The 24,172-nt window shown below is 53.7% G+C and carries 24 protein-coding genes; 16 read left to right on the top strand and 8 right to left on the bottom strand.

Going from position 1 to position 24,172, the window contains the following annotated elements:
• Window positions 1-38 precede the first annotated feature (38 nt).
• From AC07P6_RS15025 to AC07P6_RS15015, 3 genes are read left to right on the top strand one after another with little or no spacing between them, the layout of a single operon-like run.
• Window positions 39-1,181 carry an extracellular solute-binding protein gene (locus AC07P6_RS15025; protein ID WP_181486273.1) on the top strand — a complete coding sequence of 381 codons (1,143 nt, stop codon included), beginning with the start codon at window positions 39-41 and terminating at the stop codon, window positions 1,179-1,181.
• Between the two features lie 2 nt (window positions 1,182-1,183).
• Window positions 1,184-2,341 carry a CaiB/BaiF CoA transferase family protein gene (locus AC07P6_RS15020; protein WP_478316824.1) on the top strand — a complete coding sequence of 386 codons (1,158 nt, stop codon included), beginning with the start codon at window positions 1,184-1,186 and terminating at the stop codon, window positions 2,339-2,341.
• The gene (locus AC07P6_RS15015; RefSeq protein WP_478316822.1) at window positions 2,338-3,459 is read left to right on the top strand and encodes a CaiB/BaiF CoA transferase family protein; all 1,122 of its coding nucleotides are present in this window, start codon (window positions 2,338-2,340) and stop codon (window positions 3,457-3,459) included. Before AC07P6_RS15020 ends, AC07P6_RS15015 begins: the two co-directional genes overlap by 4 nt.
• 375 nt (window positions 3,460-3,834) lie before the next feature.
• Here AC07P6_RS15015 and AC07P6_RS15010 read toward each other — a convergent pair whose 3' ends face one another.
• The 6 genes from AC07P6_RS15010 to AC07P6_RS14985 form a co-directional block, all read right to left on the bottom strand.
• On the bottom strand, window positions 3,835-4,572 hold the full coding sequence (locus AC07P6_RS15010; protein WP_434658940.1) for an IclR family transcriptional regulator: 738 nt from the start codon (window positions 4,570-4,572) through the stop codon (window positions 3,835-3,837).
• 1 nt (window position 4,573) lies between these two features.
• On the bottom strand, window positions 4,574-5,290 hold the full coding sequence (locus AC07P6_RS15005; RefSeq protein ID WP_434658941.1) for a FadR/GntR family transcriptional regulator: 717 nt from the start codon (window positions 5,288-5,290) through the stop codon (window positions 4,574-4,576).
• A 132-nt stretch (window positions 5,291-5,422) separates the two neighbouring features.
• On the bottom strand, window positions 5,423-5,926 hold the full coding sequence (locus AC07P6_RS15000) for a hypothetical protein (protein ID WP_478316820.1): 504 nt from the start codon (window positions 5,924-5,926) through the stop codon (window positions 5,423-5,425).
• Window positions 5,927-6,393: 467 nt separating this feature from the next.
• Window positions 6,394-7,401 (bottom strand): FecCD family ABC transporter permease, encoded by a 1,008-nt coding sequence (locus tag AC07P6_RS14995; protein WP_478316819.1) that lies wholly within the window; start codon window positions 7,399-7,401, stop codon window positions 6,394-6,396.
• Window positions 7,398-8,354 carry an ABC transporter substrate-binding protein gene (locus AC07P6_RS14990; RefSeq protein WP_478316817.1) on the bottom strand — a complete coding sequence of 319 codons (957 nt, stop codon included), beginning with the start codon at window positions 8,352-8,354 and terminating at the stop codon, window positions 7,398-7,400. Before AC07P6_RS14990 ends, AC07P6_RS14995 begins: the two co-directional genes overlap by 4 nt.
• Window positions 8,355-8,373: 19 nt before the next feature.
• Entirely contained in the window at window positions 8,374-9,183 is an 810-nt protein-coding gene (locus tag AC07P6_RS14985; protein ID WP_478317014.1) for an ABC transporter ATP-binding protein, read from the bottom strand.
• 244 nt (window positions 9,184-9,427) lie between these two features.
• Here AC07P6_RS14985 and AC07P6_RS14980 point away from each other — a divergent pair, with 244 nt between their 5' ends.
• The 12 genes from AC07P6_RS14980 (at window position 9,428) to AC07P6_RS14925 (ending at window position 20,667) form a co-directional block, all read left to right on the top strand.
• A complete protein-coding gene (locus tag AC07P6_RS14980; protein WP_478316816.1) occupies window positions 9,428-9,871 on the top strand; it encodes a hypothetical protein in 444 nt (147 codons plus the stop codon).
• A 233-nt stretch (window positions 9,872-10,104) separates the two neighbouring features.
• Window positions 10,105-10,806 (top strand): deoxyribose-phosphate aldolase, encoded by a 702-nt coding sequence (gene deoC, locus AC07P6_RS14975; protein WP_478316815.1) that lies wholly within the window; start codon window positions 10,105-10,107, stop codon window positions 10,804-10,806.
• A 57-nt stretch (window positions 10,807-10,863) separates the two neighbouring features.
• The gene (locus tag AC07P6_RS14970) at window positions 10,864-11,793 is read left to right on the top strand and encodes a ribokinase (protein ID WP_182238547.1); all 930 of its coding nucleotides are present in this window, start codon (window positions 10,864-10,866) and stop codon (window positions 11,791-11,793) included.
• A gap of 5 nt (window positions 11,794-11,798) precedes the next feature.
• Window positions 11,799-12,299 carry a D-ribose pyranase gene (rbsD, locus tag AC07P6_RS14965; protein ID WP_142513723.1) on the top strand — a complete coding sequence of 167 codons (501 nt, stop codon included), beginning with the start codon at window positions 11,799-11,801 and terminating at the stop codon, window positions 12,297-12,299.
• 12 nt (window positions 12,300-12,311) lie between these two features.
• Window positions 12,312-13,358, top strand: a complete 1,047-nt coding sequence (gene adhP / locus AC07P6_RS14960; protein ID WP_434664103.1) for an alcohol dehydrogenase AdhP — start codon at window positions 12,312-12,314, stop codon at window positions 13,356-13,358.
• Window positions 13,355-14,506: a mandelate racemase/muconate lactonizing enzyme family protein gene (locus tag AC07P6_RS14955; RefSeq protein WP_478316814.1), complete on the top strand. Its 1,152-nt coding sequence runs from the start codon at window positions 13,355-13,357 to the stop codon at window positions 14,504-14,506. Before adhP ends, AC07P6_RS14955 begins: the two co-directional genes overlap by 4 nt.
• Window positions 14,507-14,522: 16 nt before the next feature.
• Window positions 14,523-15,473 (top strand): aldo/keto reductase, encoded by a 951-nt coding sequence (locus tag AC07P6_RS14950; RefSeq protein WP_478316812.1) that lies wholly within the window; start codon window positions 14,523-14,525, stop codon window positions 15,471-15,473.
• Complete coding sequence (locus tag AC07P6_RS14945) at window positions 15,470-16,339, top strand: amidohydrolase family protein (RefSeq protein WP_478316811.1); 870 nt, start codon at window positions 15,470-15,472, stop codon at window positions 16,337-16,339. Before AC07P6_RS14950 ends, AC07P6_RS14945 begins: the two co-directional genes overlap by 4 nt.
• Window positions 16,340-16,400: 61 nt before the next feature.
• Complete coding sequence (locus tag AC07P6_RS14940) at window positions 16,401-17,705, top strand: MFS transporter (protein ID WP_182238541.1); 1,305 nt, start codon at window positions 16,401-16,403, stop codon at window positions 17,703-17,705.
• A 99-nt stretch (window positions 17,706-17,804) separates the two neighbouring features.
• Window positions 17,805-18,731: a dihydrodipicolinate synthase family protein gene (locus AC07P6_RS14935; protein WP_478316810.1), complete on the top strand. Its 927-nt coding sequence runs from the start codon at window positions 17,805-17,807 to the stop codon at window positions 18,729-18,731.
• Entirely contained in the window at window positions 18,724-19,056 is a 333-nt protein-coding gene (locus AC07P6_RS14930; protein ID WP_434658948.1) for an L-rhamnose mutarotase, read from the top strand. The genes AC07P6_RS14935 and AC07P6_RS14930 overlap by 8 nt, the downstream gene beginning before the upstream one ends.
• Window positions 19,057-19,146: 90 nt before the next feature.
• Window positions 19,147-20,667, top strand: coding sequence for a carbohydrate porin (locus AC07P6_RS14925; RefSeq protein WP_478316808.1), 1,521 nt, complete (start codon window positions 19,147-19,149; stop codon window positions 20,665-20,667).
• Between the two features lie 37 nt (window positions 20,668-20,704).
• On the opposite strand, the gene AC07P6_RS14920 is transcribed toward AC07P6_RS14925, so the two are convergent.
• Entirely contained in the window at window positions 20,705-21,565 is an 861-nt protein-coding gene (locus tag AC07P6_RS14920; RefSeq protein WP_478317012.1) for an AraC family transcriptional regulator, read from the bottom strand.
• 310 nt (window positions 21,566-21,875) lie between these two features.
• Entirely contained in the window at window positions 21,876-22,697 is an 822-nt protein-coding gene (locus AC07P6_RS14915; RefSeq protein WP_478316806.1) for a transposase family protein, read from the bottom strand.
• Window positions 22,698-22,852: 155 nt separating this feature from the next.
• Between AC07P6_RS14915 and celB the strand changes: the two genes are divergently transcribed.
• Window positions 22,853-24,172 carry a PTS cellobiose transporter subunit IIC gene (gene celB / locus AC07P6_RS14910; RefSeq protein WP_181486290.1) on the top strand — a complete coding sequence of 440 codons (1,320 nt, stop codon included), beginning with the start codon at window positions 22,853-22,855 and terminating at the stop codon, window positions 24,170-24,172.

Below are 24,172 nucleotides of genomic sequence, written 5' to 3'. Positions count from 1 at the left end.
CCAATTTTATGTGAAGTTCATTGCAAAAAGGAGTTGTTATGGTGACGTTGAGGGGCATTACCTGGGGTCATAGCCGCGGATTCACATCCGTTGTCGCAACCGCACAGCGGTTTAGCGAACTGCATCCCGACATCGAAATTTTATGGGAAAAACGTTCATTGCAGGCCTTCGCCGATGGCGATTTGGATGAACTGGCGCGGCATTACGACCTGCTGGTTATTGACCATCCGTGGGCGGGCTTTGTCGCGGAGAAAGCGATCCTTTTGCCTCTGCAAAACCATTTACCAAAAGCGTATCTTGACGATCAGGCGGCCAATTCGGTAGGCGGCTCCCACGAAAGCTATCTATTTAACGGTTTTCAAAGCGCCCTCGCCATTGATGCGGCCACGCCTGTCGCGGTCTATCGGCCCGATCATCTGCAACAAGGGCAGTTCGCCCTGCCAGCAACCTGGCAAGACTTACTCAGCCTTGCCCGCAGCGGCAAAGTGATTTACGCCGGGATCCCGATCAACTTGTTGATGGATTTTCTGATGCTCTGCGCCACCCGCGGCGGCACCTGGTTTGACGAGGAAAATATTACCCACCGCGATACCGGCATCGAAGCGCTTGAAGCGCTGCGCGAACTGGCCAGCCACTGTTCAAAAGAGATTTTTGACTACGACCCTATCGCCGTTCACGAACAGCTTTCGACCCGTGATGAGTGGAGCTACTGCCCCTTCGCCTATGGCTATTCAAATTACTCCCGCGCCGGATATGCTCGCCACCTGCTGAAGGCGACCGATGTGGTCTCCTGGCACGGCGAGCCGCTGAAAACCGTGCTTGGCGGGACGGGACTGGCCATTTCCGCGAAATGTCCGCATCAAGAGGCTGCCCTCGCCTATGCCAGCTATACCGCCTCGGCAGAGGTACAGAAAACCCTCTTCTTTGATAACGGCGGTCAGCCGGGCCATCGCGGGGCCTGGCTTGATAAAGAGGTAAATCGCCGCAGTCTGGATTTCTTCATCGACACCCTTCCCACTCTTGATCGCTCAGCAAAGCGTCCGCGCTACAGCGGCTTTTTGAACTTTCAGGATCACGCTGGTGATGTGGTTCAGGAGTATGTGATGCACGGTGGCAACAGCGCTGCTGTCTTTGCCCACCTGAACGCGCTTTATCAAAAATCACGCGGCTTAATGGGGTAACTATGCTTCCTTTAACAGGTTTAGTGGTACTGGATTTCAGCCAGTTTCTGGCCGGGCCTTCCGCTGCGCTGCGCCTGGCGGATATGGGGGCCAGGGTCATCAAAGTGGAACGTCCTCAGGGTGGGGATGCCAGCAGAAACCTGAGCCTTAATAATCAGTGGATTAATAATGACAGCCTGCTTTTTCATACTATTAATCGCGGTAAAGAGAGCTACACGGCAAATCTGAAAGAGCCCCAGGAGCTGGCTGCGGTTAAGCAGTTGATCGCGCAGGCCGATGTTCTTATCGAAAATTTTCGCCCCGGCGTGATGGACAAAATCGGTCTTGGCTATGAACAGGTAAAGGCGCTCAATCCTCGTCTGGTCTATGCATCCGTGACCGGATACGGGACCGAGGGACCGTGGGTTAAAAAACCCGGTCAAGATCTGCTGGTGCAGGCCATGTCGGGGCTCACCTGGCTCAACGGCAATCAGGACCAGCCGCCGACGCCGTTCGCGCTCTCGGTTGCCGATTCACTTGCCGGTGCACATCTGGTCGAGGGGATCCTCGCCTGCCTGATTCGTCGGGGGAAAACTCAGCTTGGTGGACGTGTTGAGGTCAGCCTGATGGAGTCGCTGCTCAGCATGCAGTTCGAAGTACTGACCACCTGGCTCAACGACGGACATCAACCGCCTTGTCGTAGCGCGGAAAATAACGCCCATGCTTATCTCGCCGCGCCTTACGGTATTTATCCTACGCAACAGGGCTATATCGCGCTCGCTATGGGCTCAGTGGTTGAATTGGGAGAAATCTTGGGTTCTCCAGCGCTCGCCGAATATCGCAAACCGGACGAATGGTTCAGCCGTCGGGATGAGATCAAGCAGGTGATTGCCGGGATTCTGGCGACAGATAGCGCCGCATTTTGGGTCACCCGACTTGAGGAAGCGGGTTACTGGTGCGCTGAAGTTTGCGACTGGCAAACGCTGACGGCAAGCGAGGGATTCCAGGCGCTGGATATGATCCAGCATGTCAAACTTGAGGACGGCAACACGATCGCGATGCTGAAATCCCCGCTGCGCTTTAATGGCGCACGCGCCTCCTCTTCCCGCCCGGCTCCAGCGTTAGGCGCAAGTAGCGCACAAATTCAGGCCGATTTTCATTTACGGGAGGCAGAGAAATGAAACCACTGTCAGGTATTAATGTACTGGATTTCAGCCAGTTCCTTTCCGGCCCGTCGGCTGCGCTTCGGCTTGCCGACCTTGGGGCCAACGTAATCAAAATCGAGAACCCCGATGGCGGCGACATCTGCCGCAAGCTCTACATTTCCGAACTGCAAGTTGATGGCGACAGCTCGTTATTCCACGCGATTAACCGCAATAAAAAAAGCGTCACCGTGAATCTAAAAGACTTCGCGCAGAAAAGCAGGCTGCGCCCGCTTCTCGAGCAGGCAGATGTGGTCATCTTTAATTACCGTCCGGGCGTATCAACGCGGCTCGGCCTGGACTATGCATCGCTGCGGGAGATCAATCCCGGTCTGATATACGGTGAAATTTCCGGCTACGGTGACAGCGGCCCTTGGGTTTCGCGTCCCGGTCAGGATTTGCTGGTGCAGGCGCTCTCAGGTCTGTGCTGGCTCAACGGCAACCGGGATCAGCCGCCGCTTCCTTTTGGGCTGTCCGTCTGCGATATTTTCGCCGGGGAATATCTGGTTCAGGGCTTGATGGCCGCTCTGGTACAGCGGGCGAGGACCGGCACGGGATGCCTGGTCCAGGTGAGCCTGCTGGATGCTATTCTCGATCTGCAGTTTGAAGTTCTCACCACCTGGCTGAACGATGGACGACAGCCGCCAGTGAGAAGCGCGGTCAATAACGCCAATGCCTATATTTCGGCGCCTTACGGTATTTATCCCACCGTCGATGGTTTTATTGCGCTGGCGATGGCCCCCATCCCCCGGCTGGGAAATTTGCTGGGCTGCACCGCGCTGCTGAAATTTAACGAGCCGCAGCAGTGGTTTACCCGGCGAGATGAGATCAAGCAAATTTTGCTCGAACATTTGCGGCACAAAAAGAGCGAGGAGTGGTTGAGTATTCTGGAAGCGGAGGATATCTGGTGCGCGCGAGTGATGGACTGGGAGCAGCTCATTGCCAGCGAAGGTTTTCAGTCGCTGAAGATGCTACAAGAAGTGCGTTTGCAGAGCGGGAAAACCCTGCAAACCACCCGCTGTCCGATAAAAATCGACGGCGAGATCTTCACCAGCACAGTGGGCGCACCACCGCTTGGCGCGCATAATCCGGGATGATCATGCCACAAACAGCATCGCCTCCGGGAAATTCTGCTCCCCTGCGGCCTTCCTCCCGGGGGCGGCGCAAGCGCCTTGCCCGGGCTACAAGATCGCAGACGGCTGAAGACGGGTAGCCCGGACAGATGCGCAGCATCGCCTCCGGGGAAATTCTGCAACACTCTGCGGCCTTTCTCCCGGGGGCGGCGCAAGCGCCTTGCCCGGGCTACGGGCTCGCAGACGGCTGAAGGCTGGTAGCCCGGACAGATGCGCAGCATCGCCTCCGGGAAATTCTACTCCCCTGCGGCCTTTCTCCCGGGGGCGGCGCAAGCGCCTTCGCCGGGCTACGGGATCGCAGACGGCTGAAGACGGCCGCGACCCGGGGGGATACAGCGACTACTGCGCCAGTATCCGGCACTCTTTCATCACTGGCAGAATGTCCTCCAGCACCAGTGATTCCCATTCGTAAGCAAGAAACGTCACGCTAAAAGCCGCCACCATTTTGCCATTTGAGGAATAAATAGGTAGCGCAACGCAGGCCGCGCGTTCATTGGCCTCCCGTTGCTCAATCGCGTAACCCTGCTCGCGTACCTGGCGCAGTTCTGCCAGCAACACCGGTAACGAACTTATTGAGTCCACCGTCATTTTTTCCAGCGGCGCGTCGCCATACAACTGCACAAGGTCTTCATCACGATATTGGCTAAGGAGCACTTTGCCAACGGCGGTACAGTGCGCCGGGAGATGGTTGCCAATATGCCGCATCAGTGAGAGGTCGTCCTGAGCCAGCGCTTTTGCCAGATAGACCACCTGCTTACCATCGAGAATCGCCGCGTGGCTGGTTTTGCCTAGACGCTTACTCAAAAAGGCGGTTAGCAGCCGCAGATCGCGAACCAGGTCAGTGCTCTCAATGCAGTTAGCGGCGATTTTTATCAGCGCCAGCCCCGCGTGATATAGCCGTGTATCCGGCATATACAACAGGTAGTCGTTATCAAGAAATTCCTGAATCAGGCTGTGGGCGGAGCTTCTGGGGATGTCGAGACTGGTTTGCAGGTCGGTGAAACTCAGCCCCTCGCGGTGGCTGGCAATCAACTCCAGAAGACGAAACGATCTTTCAGCAGATTTAACTTTAGCCATATTAGTTATCTTTATTATCCGCGATGCGATCGTAGAATTTGCGCGAAGACTGATAGAACGACTTCAGATTTTTACGCAACTGAACCTTATCCCGCAGAACAAAGGCTTCATGAATATTCAGTCGCAGCTTAAAGCTGTGCGCCATGGCACCGTCGGCATTCAGTAATTTGCGCGAAAAATCCTTACGCAGCATCACGATAGTCTGCATTAACTTGTCATAAATCTGGTTGCCGCACAGGCGTCCCATCAGCAGATCGTACTCATCAAGCAACTGGTGATAGGCCTCCGGCTGACCATCCTGCGAAATCAGCTCCGCCATCTGGTCAATTATCGCCTGAAAACGGATATGATCATCGTGAGTCACTGCAGTAATCGCGGTGAGGTAAACCTCTTCTTCTATAAGCTTCCTCGCCGCATAAATTTCATCGAGGTTGTGAATCTCCTTATGGAAGATCCAGGTCATCGTCTCTTCAGGCAGCTGTGGTTTGTTCTCAGAAACATAGCTGCCATCGCCTGGTTTTATCTCGATAAGCCCAATCAGCGACAGTGCGCGCAGCGCTTCGCGAACCCGGCTGCGCGTGACATTGAACATCTCACCCATCGCCCGTTCATTCGGCAAACGCTGCCCAGGCTTCAGCTTTCCGGAGGTGATCTGCGAGGCTATCTGCTCCATAATCTGTTCGGTCAGGGTGGTTTTCTTCAGTGCGGTCACATCCATGATATTTTCCATATGCGGACAAGGTTCATATCCATGAATTTACGGAAGCCAGGTCCGTTGTGCAACACTTTGATGTTCACTATTCCAGCAGCATCGCAGAATCAATGGGCCACACTGGTGCGGAAATCGTCTTCACGGCATAAATTTATCGATCATCGAGGAGGCATGTAAATAATGAGATAATGCCAAGAGCGAATGAAATGAGTTAAAGCCAAACTTTTCGATTAATTTTCTTTTATAGTTGCTATAAACTTTTGGCGAAACGCCAAGTAGATCGGGGTAATCTTTTGCCAGTAAATTAAATTTCATAATAAAAATATACTGAAACTCTCTCTCCGTTAAGCAAATATCCTCACCCACGGGAATGCCATCAGTGACTCTGGATATTATGTTAGCAATATGAGCCGTGCGTCTTTTGTTTATCAAGCAAATAATATTATCTTCAACTTTAAAACAGACAAAATTCTTCTTCATTTCAAAGCTATTGATAAGAAAATGAAACTGCGCGTTGTGACCAGATGTGTAGGTTGTCAAGCACAGGTCAACCAGATTCGCCTGTCTGACCGCCTTTACATCATTTATTTTCAGCCGCATGGCTTTTTTGAAAAAATGATTGTGGCTGAAAATAGTTAACATCCCTTTTCCTCACGAAAGCTAAATAATCCTTTATAGAAATGCGTATAATACGCGCCATGGGGATATACCCATGAGTGAAGTGGGTGAATTATAAGTTTGTTTAATATTTAATGTCCAGACAACCAGTTTTCAGAAAAATCCCTCAATAACTCAAACCATATAATGTCACCATGGTCCTGTGCAGGCTGACAAACCGCCCACTCCTTTTAAGATTTTTCTCATTAACAATCAGTGTGATAGATAAAATCAGCACAACACTCTGTAAAAGAGATGATATCTAATAAATAGAATTAAAAAAAATGATTTATCAAAACATAAACCCAGTGTTCGACATCTTACTCTGGAGGAATGTGAATTTACCATCCGTCTTCTGAATAGTTGTTTGCGATTCGTTTAGACGGGATAAGGTGACGTTCTTTTGCCGAGGGCTGTTGAAAACGCCAGGGGATGACCTGGCGTTGATGAGTTCACGAGCGGTTTCTGGCCAACAACATAATAATAAACAGGCCGCCGATTCCCGCAGTGATAATGCCAATTGGCAGCTCCTGCGGGGCCAGCAACGTCCTGCTGACAATATCGCCACCGCATAAAAGCACCGCTCCCCACAGGCCGCATAAAGGAAGCAGCAGCAGATGCTTAACGCCGGAAAAATAGCGGCACATATGCGGCACCATCAACCCGATAAAACCAATTACTCCAGTTAACGCCACCAGCAAAGAGGTAGCCAGCGCGCAGCAGAAGAAAACCTCCATCCGCAGGCGGCTGACGTTAATGCCTAATGATTGCGCGGTCTGTTCACCGGCCAGCAAACCATCCAGCGAACGCCAACGTAGCAGGACAAAAGCGCCGAGAAACAGCAGACTAAATATGGCATAAGGCAGATTATCCCAACGCGCTAGCCCCAGCCCTCCCAGCGACCAGAACAGCACCGAACTGGCGGCCCGCTGATCGCCGGAGAAGATCAGATAGCTGGTCAGCGCACCAAATAAAAAGGAAATAGCCAGCCCGCAGATAACCAGATGTTCAGCACCGCGCTGCTTTTTAAAATGAAACAGCAGCATCACCGCCACAGCGGAACAGATCCCGCCGACAAACGCCGATACCGGTAGCGTGAGTGCGCCAAGCCGCTCGCCAAATCGGGTGATCACCAGTACCGCCCCCGCCGATGCGCCGGAGGAAAGACCGAATAAAAAGGGATCGGCCAGATCGTTGCGGGTGGTGGTTTGCAGCAGTCCCCCCACCATCGCCAGAACAGCTCCCGTGATTACGGCGAGCAGCGTTCTCGGGACGCGTAGATCAATCACAATGCGCCTGACCATCTCAGAGACTGGAACGTCCATGAGCCCTAATGCGCCCAGAACCTGAATCAGCGATAACGGTACGCTGCCTTTGGCAACGCTAAGCAGCATTAACCCAGCTAAAACAACCAGCGCACCCCATATTGCCCAATGGTAACGGTATGCAGAAAAGGTCATTGGTTCGCCGTCGGGTACATCGCGTGCGCCAGCTTCTCTACCGCTTTAATATTGGCCGGCCCCGGGGTCAACTCAGCGTATTGCAACTTCAGATAACGCTGATGCTTCACCGCAGGTGTCATCTTCATTAACGGGTGATTTTCCAGGAAATGACGAAGCATATCCGCCCCGCTGCCGGTCTGATAATCCAGGAGAATAATAAAGTCCGGTTCCGCCGTCGCAACGCTCTCCCATGAGGTCGTCCCCCAGCTAATATCCAGCCCGTCCATCACGTTTTTACCTCCGGCCGCTTCAATAATCGCCGTTGGCATAGCGTAGCGACCGCTGGTAAACGGTTTATCCTCGCCCGAATCATAAACAAACACTTTCAACGGTTGCGCGCCTTGCGGCGATTTTGGCAACGTACTCAGCGTTTTTTTCCAGCCGTCGACTAACACCTGCGCTTCTTTCTGCTTGCCGAAAATCTTACCCAGCGTCAGCTCATCGTTATACAACAGATCCATACTCGCTTTGCGTTTATCGCCAGAAGTAAAAACGCAGCTTTCACTTAATACGAAAGTCTTAATGCCATATTTATCAAGGACGGTTGGCGTCACCTCGCCGCCCACTTTCATACCGTAATTCCAGCCCGCGAAAAAGAAATCGGGATTCACCGTCAGCAACGTTTCCAGTGAAGGGTATTTAGGGGCCAGTTCGGGAATTGATCCCATCGCCTTTTTAAATTCCGGCGTCATTTTATACCAACCGCTAATACCGGTTAGCCCAACAATGCGGTCCTGTAAACCGAGTGCGAATGCCATTTCAGACATATTAAGATCATGGATCACCGCCCTCTTTGGCGCTTGCGTGAATGTCACTGGCGTTCCGCAACTCTCAATGGTTACCGGATAATCAGCAGCGTGCACCGCAGTAACCGACATAATAGCAATAATACCAACAAGCCACTTATTCATTACGATCCTCATATATTCATCAGGCATAGCCTGGAACCTCAAAAATACGCAGAGCCTTACCCGTATCAGGGTGCGGTACGGTAAAACAGGTCAAGCCGAAAACGGGATAAAGCTGTTCAGAGACAAGTACCCGCTCCGGTTTATCCCAGGCCACCGCACGCCCTTGCGACAAAAGCAAAACGCGATCGGCAAAAGACTCAACCAGCGATAAATCATGCAGCACCGCCACCACTGTGATTCCTTTACTTTTTACCAGCGAAAGCAGTTCCACCCGGCCAGGAGGATCCAGATGGTTAGTTGGCTCATCCAGCAACACCAACGCGGGTGACTGAGCCAACACCCGAGCCAGCGCCGCTCGTTGCCTTTCTCCGCCGGAAAGCGCAGACAGCGAACGCTTTCGGAACCTCTGCAACCCGGTATCGTTAATGGCGCTGGTCACGATGGCTTCGTGTTCACGACGCGACATATCCCGGGCATGGGGAATGCGTCCTAGCGCTACATAATCTTCAAGCGCCAGCCGCAAATCGGGAGCGTCATTCTGCGCGAGCACCGCAATCTGCTGGGCCCGCTGCTGCCGGGTCAAGGTCGCAATGGAACGACCAAATATCCGAATGTCGCCATCCCGCAATGTGAGTTCCTGATCAATCGCACGTAATAAAGATGTTTTACCGCTGCCATTCGGCCCAATGACCGCCAGGCACTCCCCTTTAGCGGTATTAAAATGAATCCCGGAGAGAAGTTCCCCACCGCCGGGTCGCGGCAATGATTCGATATTGACGCTGAGCACCGGGTCAACGGCCGTACCACAATTTGTCAAACTCTCCTCCATTAGCAGGCGAACTTTTTTCATCTTTCACTACCCAGAAAAGATGATAATCATTATCATTTAAAAAGAAAGGTGAATAGTCACATATTTTATAATGATTTTTTAATTATGTTATAACATAACATTTAATCTGTTATATGTACAATGCATCGCTTAGAGGCTCCTCCCTTCCCTGGGCCCAGGGGCGACAATACAGAATGCAAAGTGATAAATTGAATAAAAACGAGTAGTTAAGCTAAGAGGTCACGTGAGCAGGAAAAAGAAGAACCCAGGTAAAAGCAGGATGCGGCGTTTAGCTAACAATACCACCCAGCAGCAGCGGCACCCTGCGCTCCGGTTTATAAACAGTACAGATTTTATTGGCAAGCTTGCGACGGGAATTATTCTTTTCGGTATAAATATTTATAATTTCAACGAGATAATCCAGCACTGGTGGATTAATGCCCTGTTGTGGCTCTCCATGTTTCTCTGGCCATTTGCTAAAAGGATGGCCGACGATCTCTTGCTTTCAATCGTGTCTGAGCGCGTGTTTGAAGTCATTAATGGTGGTGGCGTAGGTGGATTCGGTGCCCTCTATTGGTTTGTACTGGCCCCCCTGACGCTACCGCTCGCGATAGGCTATTTTTGCTATCACAGTTGTAAATGGAAGAAAGCCCTGGCAAATGAGCGCGCGGGCTCCGCGCTAAAGTAGCGAAGAGACTTCGCTTTCAGGCCCTGGACCTATTGAAACCCGCCATCGCCAGCCATTTTCAGCACCATAAACACGCTCGTTTTGCCAACTCCCTCACAAAATTATCCGTCTGAAAATTCTGTCCATATGGTCGGGATTCTTGCCTATCACGCCTTTTCTGCCACCTCCTTACAGTAAGCCCATGTCATTCACATCGTAACGTATGTTTTTTCAGCCAACAGGAGTAGTGGTACATGATCGATTTTAATGATCCCCGTCAGGTCGCGAAGGCCATTCAGTTCACCAACGTCAACCCGGACTTAACCCGTGAAGGACTGATTCAGCATCTGAATGTCTGCATGGAGTATCAGTTCGATGCGGCGATGATCGCACCGTGCTGGGTCTCCGTCGCCAAAGATGTATTGAAAGGAACCGGTATTCGCGTCGCCACCACCGTGAACTTCCCTCAGGCCAACGACACAACGGCCATGAAAGTCGCCGTGGTGAGAGAACTGGCCAAAGAAGGCGCAGATGAATTTGATTTCCCACCGAACCCAGGCTTTTTACTCGGCGGAATGGATGACCTCTATTTCAATGAACTGAAGGAAGTCACCCACATCGCCCACGACCTGGGAATGAAAGTGAAGGCAATGCTGGAGTTCGGTTTTATCACCGAAGAGGCGATGAAAATCAAAGCCACTCGCTACGCCTATGAAGCAGGTATTGATTGGGTGAAACAATCCAGCGGCTGGGGCAAAGGCGGCTGCGCGGCAACGGTAGAAGATGTTCAACTTCTCAAAGCCAATATCCAGGCCCCTTGCCGGGTCAAAGTATCCGGTAAAGTGAACACTATGGAGAAGATGAAAGAGATGTTCGTTGCAGGCGCAGAGCTGGTTGGCACCAGCTCAGGACCCGAGCTGGTGAAAGGTCTGGTCGGCGACATCAACGCCTATTAACCGAACGGTACCGCCGGAAATGGCGGTACCACACCCGCACAATTTAAGGAGTATGTGATGAGTGTATTTATTCTCGGCAGTTATGCAAAAGCCCTGGTGATGACCGCCGAGCGCATTCCGCTGGCTGGTGAGACGCTAATCGGGCATGACTTCCGCCAGACCTGGGGAGGAAAAGGCTCCGATATGGCGGTTCAGGCTGCCCGCCTGGGAGCTGACGTGGTCTATAGCGGCGTGGTGGGTAAAGATACTTTTGGCACCGAATTCGTTGAATTGATGCTGGAGGAAGGGATCAATATCGATGGTCTCACTCTGACCACCGAATTGCCGACCGGAGCTGGCTTGATTATTAAAGATAAAGAAGCCCGTAACGTCATCGTCGTGGATATGGGAGCGAACAAACTCTTTACCCCGGCGCTGGTAGATAACGCCCTGCATCAAATCAAAAGCTGCGGCGTGGCGCTAGCCCAGCTGGAAATTCCGCTGGAAACCGCGCTCTACGGGCTGAGACGCGCAAAGTCGCTGGATAAAATCACCATTCTTAACCCCGCGCCGGCCAGAGATCTCCGCGGTCTCGATCTGAGCGCGATCGACTACCTCACCCCCAATGAAACCGAAGCGCGCGTGGCGCTGGGCCTGGCGCCGGACGACGCTCGTAGCAACCGGGAAATCGCCAGCATGCTGCTGGAAACGGGCTGCCGTTATGTGGTGATGACGCTGGGCGATGCGGGATCCGCAGTATTCGGCCCGCAAACCACGCAGGAAATTCCCCCTTGTCTGGTTGAGGTGGTTGACAGCAACGGCGCGGGCGACAGCTTCAACGCTGCCCTTGCGGTGGCGCTGGACGAAGGTCAGCCGATAAGCGAAGCGGCCCTGTTTGCCAACGCCACCGCAGCGCTGTGCTGCTCTGACTGGGAAACCGTGCCCTCTTACAAATACCGCACCGACGTCGATGCCTTCTTGCAATCGCATGCCGTGACCGAGGAATAACAATAATGAGACCCGATAGAATCTTACACCCTGAACTTGCCGCTGCCCTGGCGACCCTCGGCCATACCGATATTGTGTTGGTAACCGACGCCGGTTTTCCAATTCCCGCCAGCGCGAATCGCATCGATCTGGGTCTGTGGCCCGGCACGGTTGATGTCCGTGACATCCTGCGCGTTTTGCGCAAAGAGATTTTCGTTGAAGAGGTGCATTTTGCCAGCGAAGTGCGCGACTGCCATCCGCAGTTGTATCGCGAAGTACAAACTATCTATACCGGCTCTGGCGCGGAGTTTCTCGCCGCCAGCCACGAAACGCTATGCCACGACATCGCGCACAAAGCCAAGCTGATTATCCGTTCCGGATCGTTCGAGCCATGGGCAAATTTCGCCCTCGTCGCCAGCACCGATCCTTTTGCCTGGTTTACCGACGCTTCAGGCGTACAGCCCCTGCCCGCCTATGTCGCCCGACGTCAGCGGATTAACGATAACGTCACGCCGCAACTGAACTGACGGGAGGTCATGATGAAAGCAGCTGTAGTGAGTCAAAGTCATCCCGGTCAAGTCGAGATTCGCCAGATGCCGGTGCGCCCGTTAGTCTCCGGTGAAGCGCTGGTCGACGTTGAGTGCTGTGGCGTCTGCCATACCGATCTCCACGTCGTGCAAGGCGATTTTGGCCCGGTACCGGGACGCATTCCCGGCCATGAAGGGATCGGCATCGTTCGCGCCGTCGCCGATGACGTGACCTGTCTGAAGCCCGGCGACCGGGTGAGCATCGCCTGGTTTTATGAAGGCTGCGGCGTGTGCGAATACTGCGTCAGCGGCCGGGAAACCTTCTGCCGCAGCGTGAAAAACGCCGGATACAGCGTCGATGGCGCGATGGCTGAACAGTGCATCGTGAAAGCCGACTACGCGGTTAAAGTCCCGGACGGCCTCGATCCGCTGGTTGCCAGCAGCATCACCTGCGCTGGTGTCACCACCTACAAAGCCATTCGCGTTTCCGGCGTTCGCCCCGGGCAGTGGCTGGCGATATGGGGAGCGGGAGGGCTTGGCAATATGGCGATCCAGTTTGCCCGCAACGTCTTTAACGCCCGCGTTATCGCTATTGATTTACAGGACGACAAGCTGGAGCTTGCCCGCGAGTGCGGCGCAGAAATCACCCTCAACCCGAGCCGGGACGACGTTCCCTCGCGCATTCAGGAGCTGACCGCTGGTGGTGCGCATACCGCCGTGGTGGTCGCCGTCGCGCGCGCCGCCTTTCACCAGGCCGTCAATAGCGTCAGGGCCGGGGGCAAAGTGGTGTGCGTCGCAGTCCCCCCGGGCGATCTTGACCTGAACATCGTCAAAACCGTGCTCGATGGTATTCAGATTGTCGGCAGCCTGGTTGGTACCCGTCAGGATCTGGCGGAAGCTTTCCAGCACGCGCTGGCCGGACGCGTTCGTCCGATAGTACAGACTCGCAAGCTAGAAGAGATCAACGCTATTTTCAACGAGATGGACAACGGCGCCATCCAGGGACGCATGGTGATTGATTTACGCACCTCGCGGCAGAAAGAGGAGTCAGGCGCATGAAAATCACCGGCTGGCGCACGATTAAAACCTGGCATCGCTGGGGACGTCCGATTGGCGATGTCAACGGCACCCTCACCTCTGGCGTAACGGAAGTTCCGCTGCTGATCCTCGAAACCGATGAAGGCATTAGCGGTATCGGCGTTGGCGGACACGCGGATATTGAGCGTATTTTTCCGGCTATCGAAGGCGAAGACCCACGTGCGGTCACCGCGCTCTACGACCGGATGCAGGCCTGGGTCTTCAAAAGCGGCCATGCGGGCAGCGTTTTCGGCGCGATTGGCGTGGTTGATATGGCGTTGTGGGATTTGAAAGCCAAATGTGCCGGGGAACCGCTCTGGCGGCTGCTCGGCGCGAGAAGCCCTTTTGTCCCCGGGTACGCGTCGGGGCTGGATTTTCCACTGCCGCTGGAGGCGTTAACCGCACTGCATCAGCGTTTTGCCGAGCGTGGATTCAGCGCCTTTAAGCTCAAAGGCGGTCTCGACGTTGAAGAGGACTTACAGCGCCTGCTGGCGGTGCGCGAGGTGTATCTCGTCAACAGCCCCTCTCCGGCGGTAATGATTGATGTTAACGAGTCGATGAGCGCCAAACAGGCGGTGCGCTACGTCAGCCGTTTACAGGAAGCGCTGGATCTGAGCTGGATCGAAGAGCCCGTGCGCCGCTGGGATGCCGCCGGACACGCCGCAATCCGCCAACAGGTGCGCTGCGCGGTCGCCACCGGGGAGAACCTCACCGGCCTCGAACAGTTTCTGCCGCTGCTGAAAGAGAACGCGGTGGATGTTCTTCAGGCGGGCATGTGCTGGGGCATTACCCATTTTCTGCGCGTGGCCAACCTGGCGCAGGCCTTTAGTCTGCCGGTCAGTCCGGTGGGCTACAACGCCAACCCGGTGGCCCACGCGGCAGCGGCGGTAAGCAATCATCTGAGCTGCGAAATTCAGGACCTCAGCTTCCCTACCGGACTACGCGTGGATCAGCGCATCGAAGACGGCGGTATCGTGCTGGGCAATGAACCGGGATTGGGGATCGCCATCGATGAAAACGCGCTGCAACAGCAGCAGAACGATGGCAGTTGGACGATAGCACAAGGCCCGCACGTCAGGCCCGAACGCGCCGGGCTGCGCCTGAGCCTACGAACGTCTGCCAACGATTAAACGTAAGGAACAAACAATGAAAACAGTACCTTTTGGACGCACGGGGATTCAGGTCCCAGTGCTGGCGATGGGCGCGGCATCACTGGGCAGCATCTATCACCCGGTGTCGCAACAGCAGGCCAACGAAACCGTGGCGACGGCTCTCGCCCACGGCGTGAACTATTTCGATGTCGCTCCCTATTACGGGCTAACCAAAGCGGAAACCGCGCTGGGCGTCGCGCTGAAAGGCGTACCGCGCGACAGCTATACCCTGGCGACGAAGGTCGGGCGCTACGGCGACAGCCTGTGGGATTTCTCCCGCGAGGCTACCCTGCGCAGCGTAGACGAAAGCCTGACCCGGTTAGGCTGTGATTACATCGACGTGATTCAGTGTCACGACATTGAATATGGCGACATGCAGCAATTGCTCGATGAAGGGCTGCCGACACTGCGCGAACTGCGCGCGAGCGGCGTCGTGCGCCACGTTGGCATTACCGGCTACGACCTGGCGCTACTGGAGCGCGTCGCCTGCGAGCAAAAAGTGGATAGCGTGATGGCCTACTGCACCTGGACCTTACAGGACAGGCGGCTTGGGGCGGTAGCGCAACGGTTGAATCAGGCGGGTATCGGCGTCCTCAACGCCTCACCGCTTTCGATGGGGCTGCTGACCCGAGGCGGCGCGCCCGACTGGCATCCGGCGCATCAGGATGTGCAGGCTATCTGCCGTAAAGTTTCTACATTGTGCGACAGCCACGGCGTAAATATTGCCCAGGTCGCCCTGCAATTTGCACTCACCACCGCGGCGGATAACGGCATTGCCTCCACGGTGATCGGCACCGCCAGCGCCGACAATATGCTGGATAATATCCGCTGGTGTACGCAGCCGCTGGATCCGGAGCTGCTCGCGAAAATCGATGAGTTAATGGCTCCGGTGCTGAATATTGGCTGGGACCTGCTGCCGGGCAACGGTGGGAAGGCGCAAAAATGAAGATCCTCGACAGCCATTTGCATCTCTGGGATCCGGGCGTGCTGCACTACGACTGGCTGCGCGATCTCCCGGCGCTTAACCGGTCTTTTTTGCCTGCGCAGCTGGCTAAAGCCGCTCAATCGCCGGATGCCGCGATTGTGGTTCAGGCCGACTGTGCTGCGCAGCAGGCGCTTTTGGAGGTGGAGTGGATAAACCAGCAGGCGGAAACCAGCCCCATTGAGCTTGTCGGTATTGTCGCCTGGGCTCCGCTGGAAACGGGCAATGCCGTGGTGCCTTACCTGCGTCATTTACATGAACTGCCGCGCGTGGTGGGGATCCGGCGCTCCTTGCAAAACGAGCCCCTGGAGCTGTTTTACAACACCGATTATCGCGACGGTTTACTGGCTGCCGCTCGTGAGGGCTTTGTGCTGGATATGTGCGTCAGGGCCTCTCAGTTGACTGCGCTTCACGATTTACTGACGTGGCTGTATCAACACGCACCTGATGCTCGCGTGGTGCTGGATCATATGGGGAAACCTGCTATCGCTGATAACCAGTGGCAGACCTGGCAGGAGACATTTATCGCGCTGGCCGCCTTTCCTCTGCTGGCGTGCAAAATATCCGGTTTACCGACACAAGCCGACTGGCAGCGCTGGGAACCCGAGCAGCTTCAGCCGTGGATCCAGCAGGCGATAACGGCATTTGGCCCGCAGCGCTGTTTATTCGGCGGCGACTGGCCGGTGGTCGAGCTGGCCGGTGGCTACCCGCGCTGGAGAACGTGCGTGATGGCGGCGATTGCCCATTTATCGCTGGAGGATATTAACGCAGTCATGGGCGAAAACGCGCGCCGTATATATCTGACGCAATCAGAAGGGGGAAATAAATAAAACCGGAGTTTATAACGTTTATTTTCAATTCACCCTACTGAATAATAATGAGGAAATAAGCATGTCCGATAATATCAACTCACTGCCTGCCGGCAAGGTTGACGATAAACCTGATAGCGTATCGTCAGAAAATAGCAACAGAGTCACGGGGCGTAAGAAAAATATCCTGCTGGCCTCGCTGTTTACCAATTTCTTTGTACTGTTGGCGCTGTATTGTGGGGTTATCTCGGTTCTTCTCCCCAACCACGTGGCGCAAATCGATCCTGCCAATAAGGCTAATAACCTGGCGATCGTGATGACCTCAGCGCTGCTGTTTACCATTTTTGCCCAGCCGATTGCCGGGGCGTTATCCGACCGCTGCCGCTCAACCTGGGGGCGTCGTTCACCGTTTATCGTTGGCGGCGCGTTAATCGGTGGGCTGGCTATCTTCGGCATTTCAATGACCACCACGATTGCCGGTATTGCGGTGTTCTGGTTGATGGCTGCCGTCTCGCTTAATTGCATGAACGGTCCATTAGCCACCGTGATCGCCGACCGGTTCTTACCTGAAAACCGCGGTATCGCCTCCGGTTTCGTCGGCGCGGGCTCGACTGCCGGCGGTACGGTGGGGATTATCCTCGCAGGCTATCTGGCGTGGAACCTGCAACTAGGCTACCTGGTATTTGCGCTGGCGATTGCCGCCTGCTGCGTGGCTTTTGTCCTTATCAACCGTGAACCCTCTACCCGAAACATGGAAGTTGAACCCTTCCGCTGGGGCTCGTTCTTCAAAAACTTCTGGGTCAGTCCGCGTAAGTACCCGGATTTTGGCTGGGCGTTCTTTGGTCGCTTCGCCATGTATCTGGGCTACCAGGGGGTCGTAACCTATCAGCTGTATATTTTGCAGGATTTCATTGGCTTAAGCGTCGAGGAGTCTAACTACGCCATCGGCACTATCTCGGTGATCACCCTGGTGACGTTACTGTTCTCCGGCCTGGTTTCCGGCGTGCTCTCGGACAAACTGCAGCGGCGAAAAATCTTTGTTTTCCTCTCAACCCTGTTAATGGCTGCCGGTTTGTGTGTGCCTCTGTTTATGCCAACGCTTACCGGGATGTATATTTATGCCGCCATCATGGGGCTGGGCTATGGCGCTTATACCTCTATTGATATGGCGCTGATGACACAGGTATTACCCGGCGGCGGAAAGCAAGCGGGTAAAGATATGGGCATTCTGACGATTGCGACCGTATTACCGCAATCCTTCAGCCCAATATTATCCGCCTGGCTGCTGGCGACCTTTAATAATGATTATTCGTCGCTGTTTATTGCCGCCATTGTGTTTGTATTCGCATCATCATTTTTTGTATTACCGATTAAATCCGTTAAATAAATAACGCGTAGTTTGCAGGCGAGAACACACTCAGCGATGAGTGTGAAGGCCCTCGCCTGCGCCTGGTACTGACTCAGGAATACGCGACAGGAGAACATAATGACTCAGCCTATTTTTCGCGGGGTGATCCCCCCGGTCCCGACGTTATTTAATGCGCAGGGAGAATTTGATCAATCTGCCCAGGCGTGCTTAATTGAACACCTGCTGGCCTCCCCGGTCGACGGCTTGTTTTTCCTCGGCAGCGCGGGGGAATTTGCTCATATGTCCGATGCCCAGCGGCGGCAAGTCACGGAATTTTGCATTACCACGGTCGCCGGGAGAAAACCGGTGCTGATCGGTATCGCCAGCTGTGGGACTCAGCAGACGATTGCGGCTGGCGAACATGCGCGACTCGCGGGAGCCGACGGCGTCGTGGTGGTCAATCCCTGGTACAATCCTCTGAGCGAAAGCAACCTACTGCACCACTTCACCACCATTGCTAACGCTCTGCCGCTGCCGATTATTCTCTATAATTTCCCGGTGCTGACCGGTCAGTCGATTCCACCATCGGTTATCAAAACGCTGGCGCTGAACTGCCCGAATATCGTGGGACTGAAAGATACCGTTGATACACTCTCACATATCCGGGAAACCCTGCATGCGGTCAAACCGTTGCGCCCGGATTTCGCGGTATTCGCAGGTTATGACGAATATCTACTGGGCACTCTGATCCTCGGCGGTGACGGCTGTATCCCGGCTAGCGCCAACTTTGCGCCACAACTCACCTGCGGAATACTCGCCGCCTGGCAGCGTCAGGATTTTGCCGCGGCGGTCGCTCTACAGCAGTCTCTTTCCTGGATCCCACCGCTCTACAGCATTGACGTGCCGTTTTATAACGCCGTGAAATATGCGCTACAGCTGACCGGTCTGGATATTCCCGTTTATTCCCTACCTCCCGCATCACCATTAACACAAGAGATGAAAGCCGAAATTAAACAGATTCTGCAACGTGCCCACGTTATTAATAAGGATGACGACGATGAGTAAAATTCGCCGCTTTGGCTGTGTGGTTAAAGTCCGCCCGGAAAAACTGGATTATTATAAAGAGCTGCACGCTAACCCCTGGCCGGAAGTGAACGCAATGATTAAAGAGTGCAACCTACGCAACTTCTCAATTTATTATAAAAATGGATTATTGTTCAGCTATCTCGAATATGACGGTGACGATTATGAAGCCGATCAAAAGAAAATGGCTGGGCATTTAAAAACTCAGCAGTGGTGGCAGGAGACCGGCCCATGCCAGATGCCACTCGACGGCGAACCGGAAGGTACGCTATGGGCTGAAATGGAAGAAGTTTACCACTTAGATTAGTTGAAAGATAAATAACAATCTCTCTGCGCTTATTAATAAGCGCAGGGTTTCCTGTCTTTTTTATTTATGATAGTGACTTATGAGAATAATATGAAAATTACCTCTATAACCCTACCCGGTTTCTGTCTGATAAATATACTGACGATCCCTTATGCTTTATCTGCGTCCAATATCAGCGTTGAACAACGACTAAATCAACTGGAATTACGGCTCCAGCAGGCGGAAAACCGCGCGGCTATCGCTGAACAAAAAAACGCGCAATTGGCGACCCAGTTAAAACAAACTGAAGAGGGATCGCACCAGGCGAAGAAAAAAGTCGAAGACCTTGAAACCCGCACGCAAAAAATTGAAAAAATCACCCCGGACGATAATGGTTATTTTGAACTTCACGGCTACGCGCGCGCCGGGATGATGACCAACCACAACGCCCGCCATACCCAGGGTGGCCCATTTATGACCCCAGCCGGGCAAACCGGCGGCGCGATTGGCCGTTTGGGTAACGAACCTGACACCTACGTCGAAGTCTATCTGGAGAAAAAACAACGTCTGGATAATGGCGCGACAACCCGTTTTATGACCATGATCGCCGACCAGCAAAAGAGCTACAACGACTGGACCGCCGACTCCAGCACCCTAAACGTCAGCCAGGCGTTTGCCGAAATCGCCTCCCTGCCCAGCTTTACCGGGCCGCTCAAAGACACCACCTTGTGGGCCGGGAAGCGCGTCGACCGCGACAACTTTGAAATTCCGTGGTTGGACTCCAAGTTCGTGGCGCTCAACGGCACCGGCGGTGGTATTTATGACGTTCGCTGGTCAGAGAACACGCGCAGCAACTTCTCCTTTATCGGGCGCAGCTTTGGCGATGTCGACGTGGTGAATAACGATGTGCAGAACTACATTCTCACCGCCAACAACTATTTCGGGCCGGTGCAGCTTTTCGTCAGCGGCATGCAGGCCAAAGACAACGAGGAACGTGAAACGCTCAGCGGCTATAAAGTCTTCAACGCCGCCAATAAAGGCTACACCGTACTGCTCGGTTATCAGGGCGATAGCTTCTATGGGATGGCACAAGGTGAATCACGCAGCGTGCTGTCATGGGGGCAAGGGCTGGGCGCGGAGGTGAAAAATATCGGTACCGACCCGGCGCTGCTTTCTGACGCCAGCACCCTGCGTTTTGCCAGCTATGGCATGGTGAACCTGGCCCGCAACTGGGATTTCGCACCTTCAATTCTTGCGCAATACAGCAGCGATAGCTACGTCAAAGGCGATGACTATCGCTGGGTAACGTTGAACGGTCGCGTCATGCAAAATATCACGCAGAACTTCGCATTAGGCTATGAAGCCACCTGGCAGTATATGGATCTCGATCCTAACGGCTATCAGCAGTACCAGAAGGTCCACGGCAACTTCTATAAGCTCACCTTTGCCCCGACTTTCCGCCCGGACGATGTCTCGCCGTTCTTCACCCGCCCGGAACTGCGCGTTTTTGCCACCTGGATGAACTGGGATAAAGCGCTGGATAACTACAGTCCCAACGATACGCTGGGCCAGAAAGGCTTTACCTCTGGTGGAGAGTGGTCGTTTGGTATTCAGATGGAAACCTTCTTCTGATCGCAGCGAACGGCTTCCCTGACGAAGCCGTTCGTATTCACGCGCCATCCGAGAGCTGTCTTTCCTGACGGCGAAATTCGCTTGGCGAAACGCCTACCGCGCGATGAAAGTCGCGCGAGAAATGCAGCGGATCGTTATAACCCACCTGCCCGGCGATTTTGCTAATTGTGTCGTCGGTTTCGACTAATAACCGCCGAGCCTGAGACAGACGATAATTTTTCAGCCATTTTAACGGGCTTTGATTAAAGGTTTCCTGAAACAGGCGAAATAGCTGCGATTTACTCACCTGGCAGTACTGCATAAATTTTTCAATATCCCACTCGTCATTATAGTGGCTGTGGATCTGATATATAAGCCGCCCCAGGCCGCGATGGGTAATCACCGGAGATTTCTCCGTTTCCTGGCTGCGGTTCTCCAGCAAGGTAAAAATAAGTTTTGCGCACAGCGCATCGCAGTGCGCGTCTGAAACCAGAGTATGGCTTTTCATTAAACTGAACAGTTGATAATAAATTTCAGTCACTTTCTCCGGCTGCTGGAAGGCAAATACAGGTTCCTGAAGAACATTGAGAATCTGCATGATATTATTTAATTTTGAGCTATCAATTCTCAGCCATAATATTTCCCACGGTTCAGCGCTATCAGGATAATGTTCATGCGGCCAACGTACCGGTAGCCAGGCCAGATTTCCTTCCTGCACATGATGCAGATTATTTTCCAGCCGAATAACCCCACGCCCTTTAAGGCAAAATATAAGTTCATGCCCGACAACCGACTGACGTTGAATATGGAAATTACCGTTTGTCCGGATATGGCCCGCCCTGAGAACCCGATAATTAACCAGCGTCGAAAAATCATCGGACTCGCGATACCAGTTTTCGATGACCTGCGTTCGCTGCACGAGTGAAGTCATATACCACTCCCCAAATAATCAATATTCATCAAGTCTATGGATATCTATCGTGACACGGTATGTGGTCATTCAGGCCGGTTGTATTATGGATTTTTGAGCTATCTCACAACAAAGCGTTCAGGAAATTCAACGCTGCTGTTTTGAGTAAGACAAAGTGCATTTTTGCACAATCGCCCGGTGGCGGCTAACGCCTTACCGGGCCTACGAGATGGATTCGGGATCGGGTTTTGTAGGTCGGGTAAGGCGTCAGCCGCCACCCGACAATAATGCGCACACAAGCGCTAAAGCAGATTTACCCTCACTCTTGCCCCTGCGACTCAAGAAACGCCTGCGGCGTCATATCACCCAGCTTTTTTTGTGTCCGCCCCTGGTTCCACAGCGCGCAGAGACGCTGGAGAGTCGCATCGGGTTCATCCAGCGCCGGAATAACGTCGGCTAATCTTTCACTCAGCTGTACCGCCCCAACCTCTTGTGCCGCTACCGCTCTACACAATAGCTCCGCGCTGGAAGGATGAAAGCCTTTTTGCACATAAGTCTCAAGACATTGTATCTGAGCCGGACAGGCTTCCAGCACTTGCTCCAGCCAGCTATCAACCAGCGCGGGCGAAATCCCGCAATAGATGCGGCCAAAGCACCAGCCGCTAATCGGCTCCTGCGCCCATAGCAGATGATGCTCGCCGCCGTCGTCCATTGAGAGCGCCAGTAGGCGGTAATGGAGCATCAGCGTATCCGCGCGCAACCCGGCTTTTAATGCCTTCTTTCCCTGCGGTGCGGCATTCTTTCGCCCTTTATGCGCCGGATGCAGATAACGGTTCAGCGTTGCCCGGGAGATAGCGATCCCCAGTCCTTCATTAACCATAAACAGCAACTCGTCCAGCGGCGCACGCAGGACGTCACGCAGTGTGTTAATCAATGCTTCCTGTTCTTGTCTCAACACTTTGTGTATTAAATGCGGCGTAGTGTGATTATCAGAAATCTGGCTGCGGTTACGCCAGCGGCGAACGGTGGTAATGGAAATCCCCAGTTCCTGCGCCAGTTCCCGGTCACTTTTATCCGATTCCTGGAGATATTTGCGCGTTCTTGGCGTGGTAGTGGCGTTGGCGTGCAGCTTGATTTCCATTCATTCCCCTACAAGAAAAAATAACCAATCATATGAGATATATATTATTGCAGAGAATACAATGTGAACCGCTTCACCTTTCAGGCCACCGCTTTCTCTCATAATCCGTCATAGATAACACACACAACCCCTGTCGATCTTGTACGGAGTTCACAATGAACAATGTTCTGGGATTTCTTGAAGCTAAATTGATGCCTCTGGCGGCGAAAACCGCCCAGCAGCGTCACCTTGGTGCTATCCGCGGCGCCTACGTTTCATTCATGCCTTTTATTATTGTCGGTTCAATTTTGCTGGTGATTTCGTCATTCCCCAATCAGGCGTATCAGCAATTTATGGCCAGCACCTTCGGTGCCAGCTGGAGCGCGATTATCGAGATCCCGTTTAACGCGGTCTTCTCAACCATGTCACTGTTTATCAGCTTCCTGGTAGCCTACCGCCTGGCGGAACACTACGGCGATGACCGTATCTCCTGCGGTATCCTCTCGCTGGTAGGTTTTCTTATTCTGACGCCGTTTATCAAGGTGGCAGAAAACGGCGGCATCACGGTGATCCCGGTGGAGTGGATTGGTACCAAAGGATTATTCGTCGCCATGATCGGTTCGCTACTGTGGACCGAGCTCTTCTGTTGGCTCAAGCGTAAAAAACTGGTGATTAAGATGCCGGAAGGCGTTCCGCCTGCGGTACAGGAATCTTTCGCCGCGCTGATCCCGGCGCTGCTGGTGATGATTCTGATCCTGGCGATTCGTATAGGGTTTGAGCACACCCACTACGTGACCATCCATCAGTTTATTTATGAGGTCGTCGCCTCGCCGGTGCGTCACTACGGCACCTCCTATTTTGGCGCGCTGATGACCGTCTTCAGCATCACCATTCTGTGGTCGGTCGGCATCAACTCCGGTTCAATGATTAACGGCATCATTCGTCCGCTGTGGATGGAAAACCAGACCGATAACATCGCCGCCATTCAGGCTGGCGTGACGCCTCCGCACATCATTACCGAACAGTTCTTCGATATGATCTGGATGGGCGGCGCGGGCGCGACGCTATCGCTGGTGATTGCGATGCTAATTTTTGCCCGCAGCAAAAATATGCGCGAAGTCGCCCGCCTGGGCGCTGGCGCTTCCATCTTTAATATCAACGAACCGATTCTCTTCGGTCTGCCGGTGATCATGAATCCGATCATGCTGATCCCGTTTAACCTGGTGCCTTTGGTGCTGGTGACGGTGCAGTACGCAGCGATGAAAATCGGTGCGGTGGCGGTCACTACCGGGGTCTTTATTCCGTGGACCCTGCCGCCGGTGATCAGCGGTTTTATCGTCACCGGGCATCTCAGCGGTAGCATCATGCAACTGCTTAATCTGTTGATTGGCGCGATGCTGTACCTGCCTTTCATGCGCATCGTCGATAAGCAGTATCGTGCGGCGGAAATCACCGCCCGTGCCGAAACGGACAACACGCTTGCTAAACAGGAGTAA

Source organism: Klebsiella sp. GFKo11, from assembly GCF_056490265.1.
The sequence above is the reverse complement of the archived record's forward strand: the minus strand, read 5'-3'. Positions and strand labels throughout refer to the sequence as shown.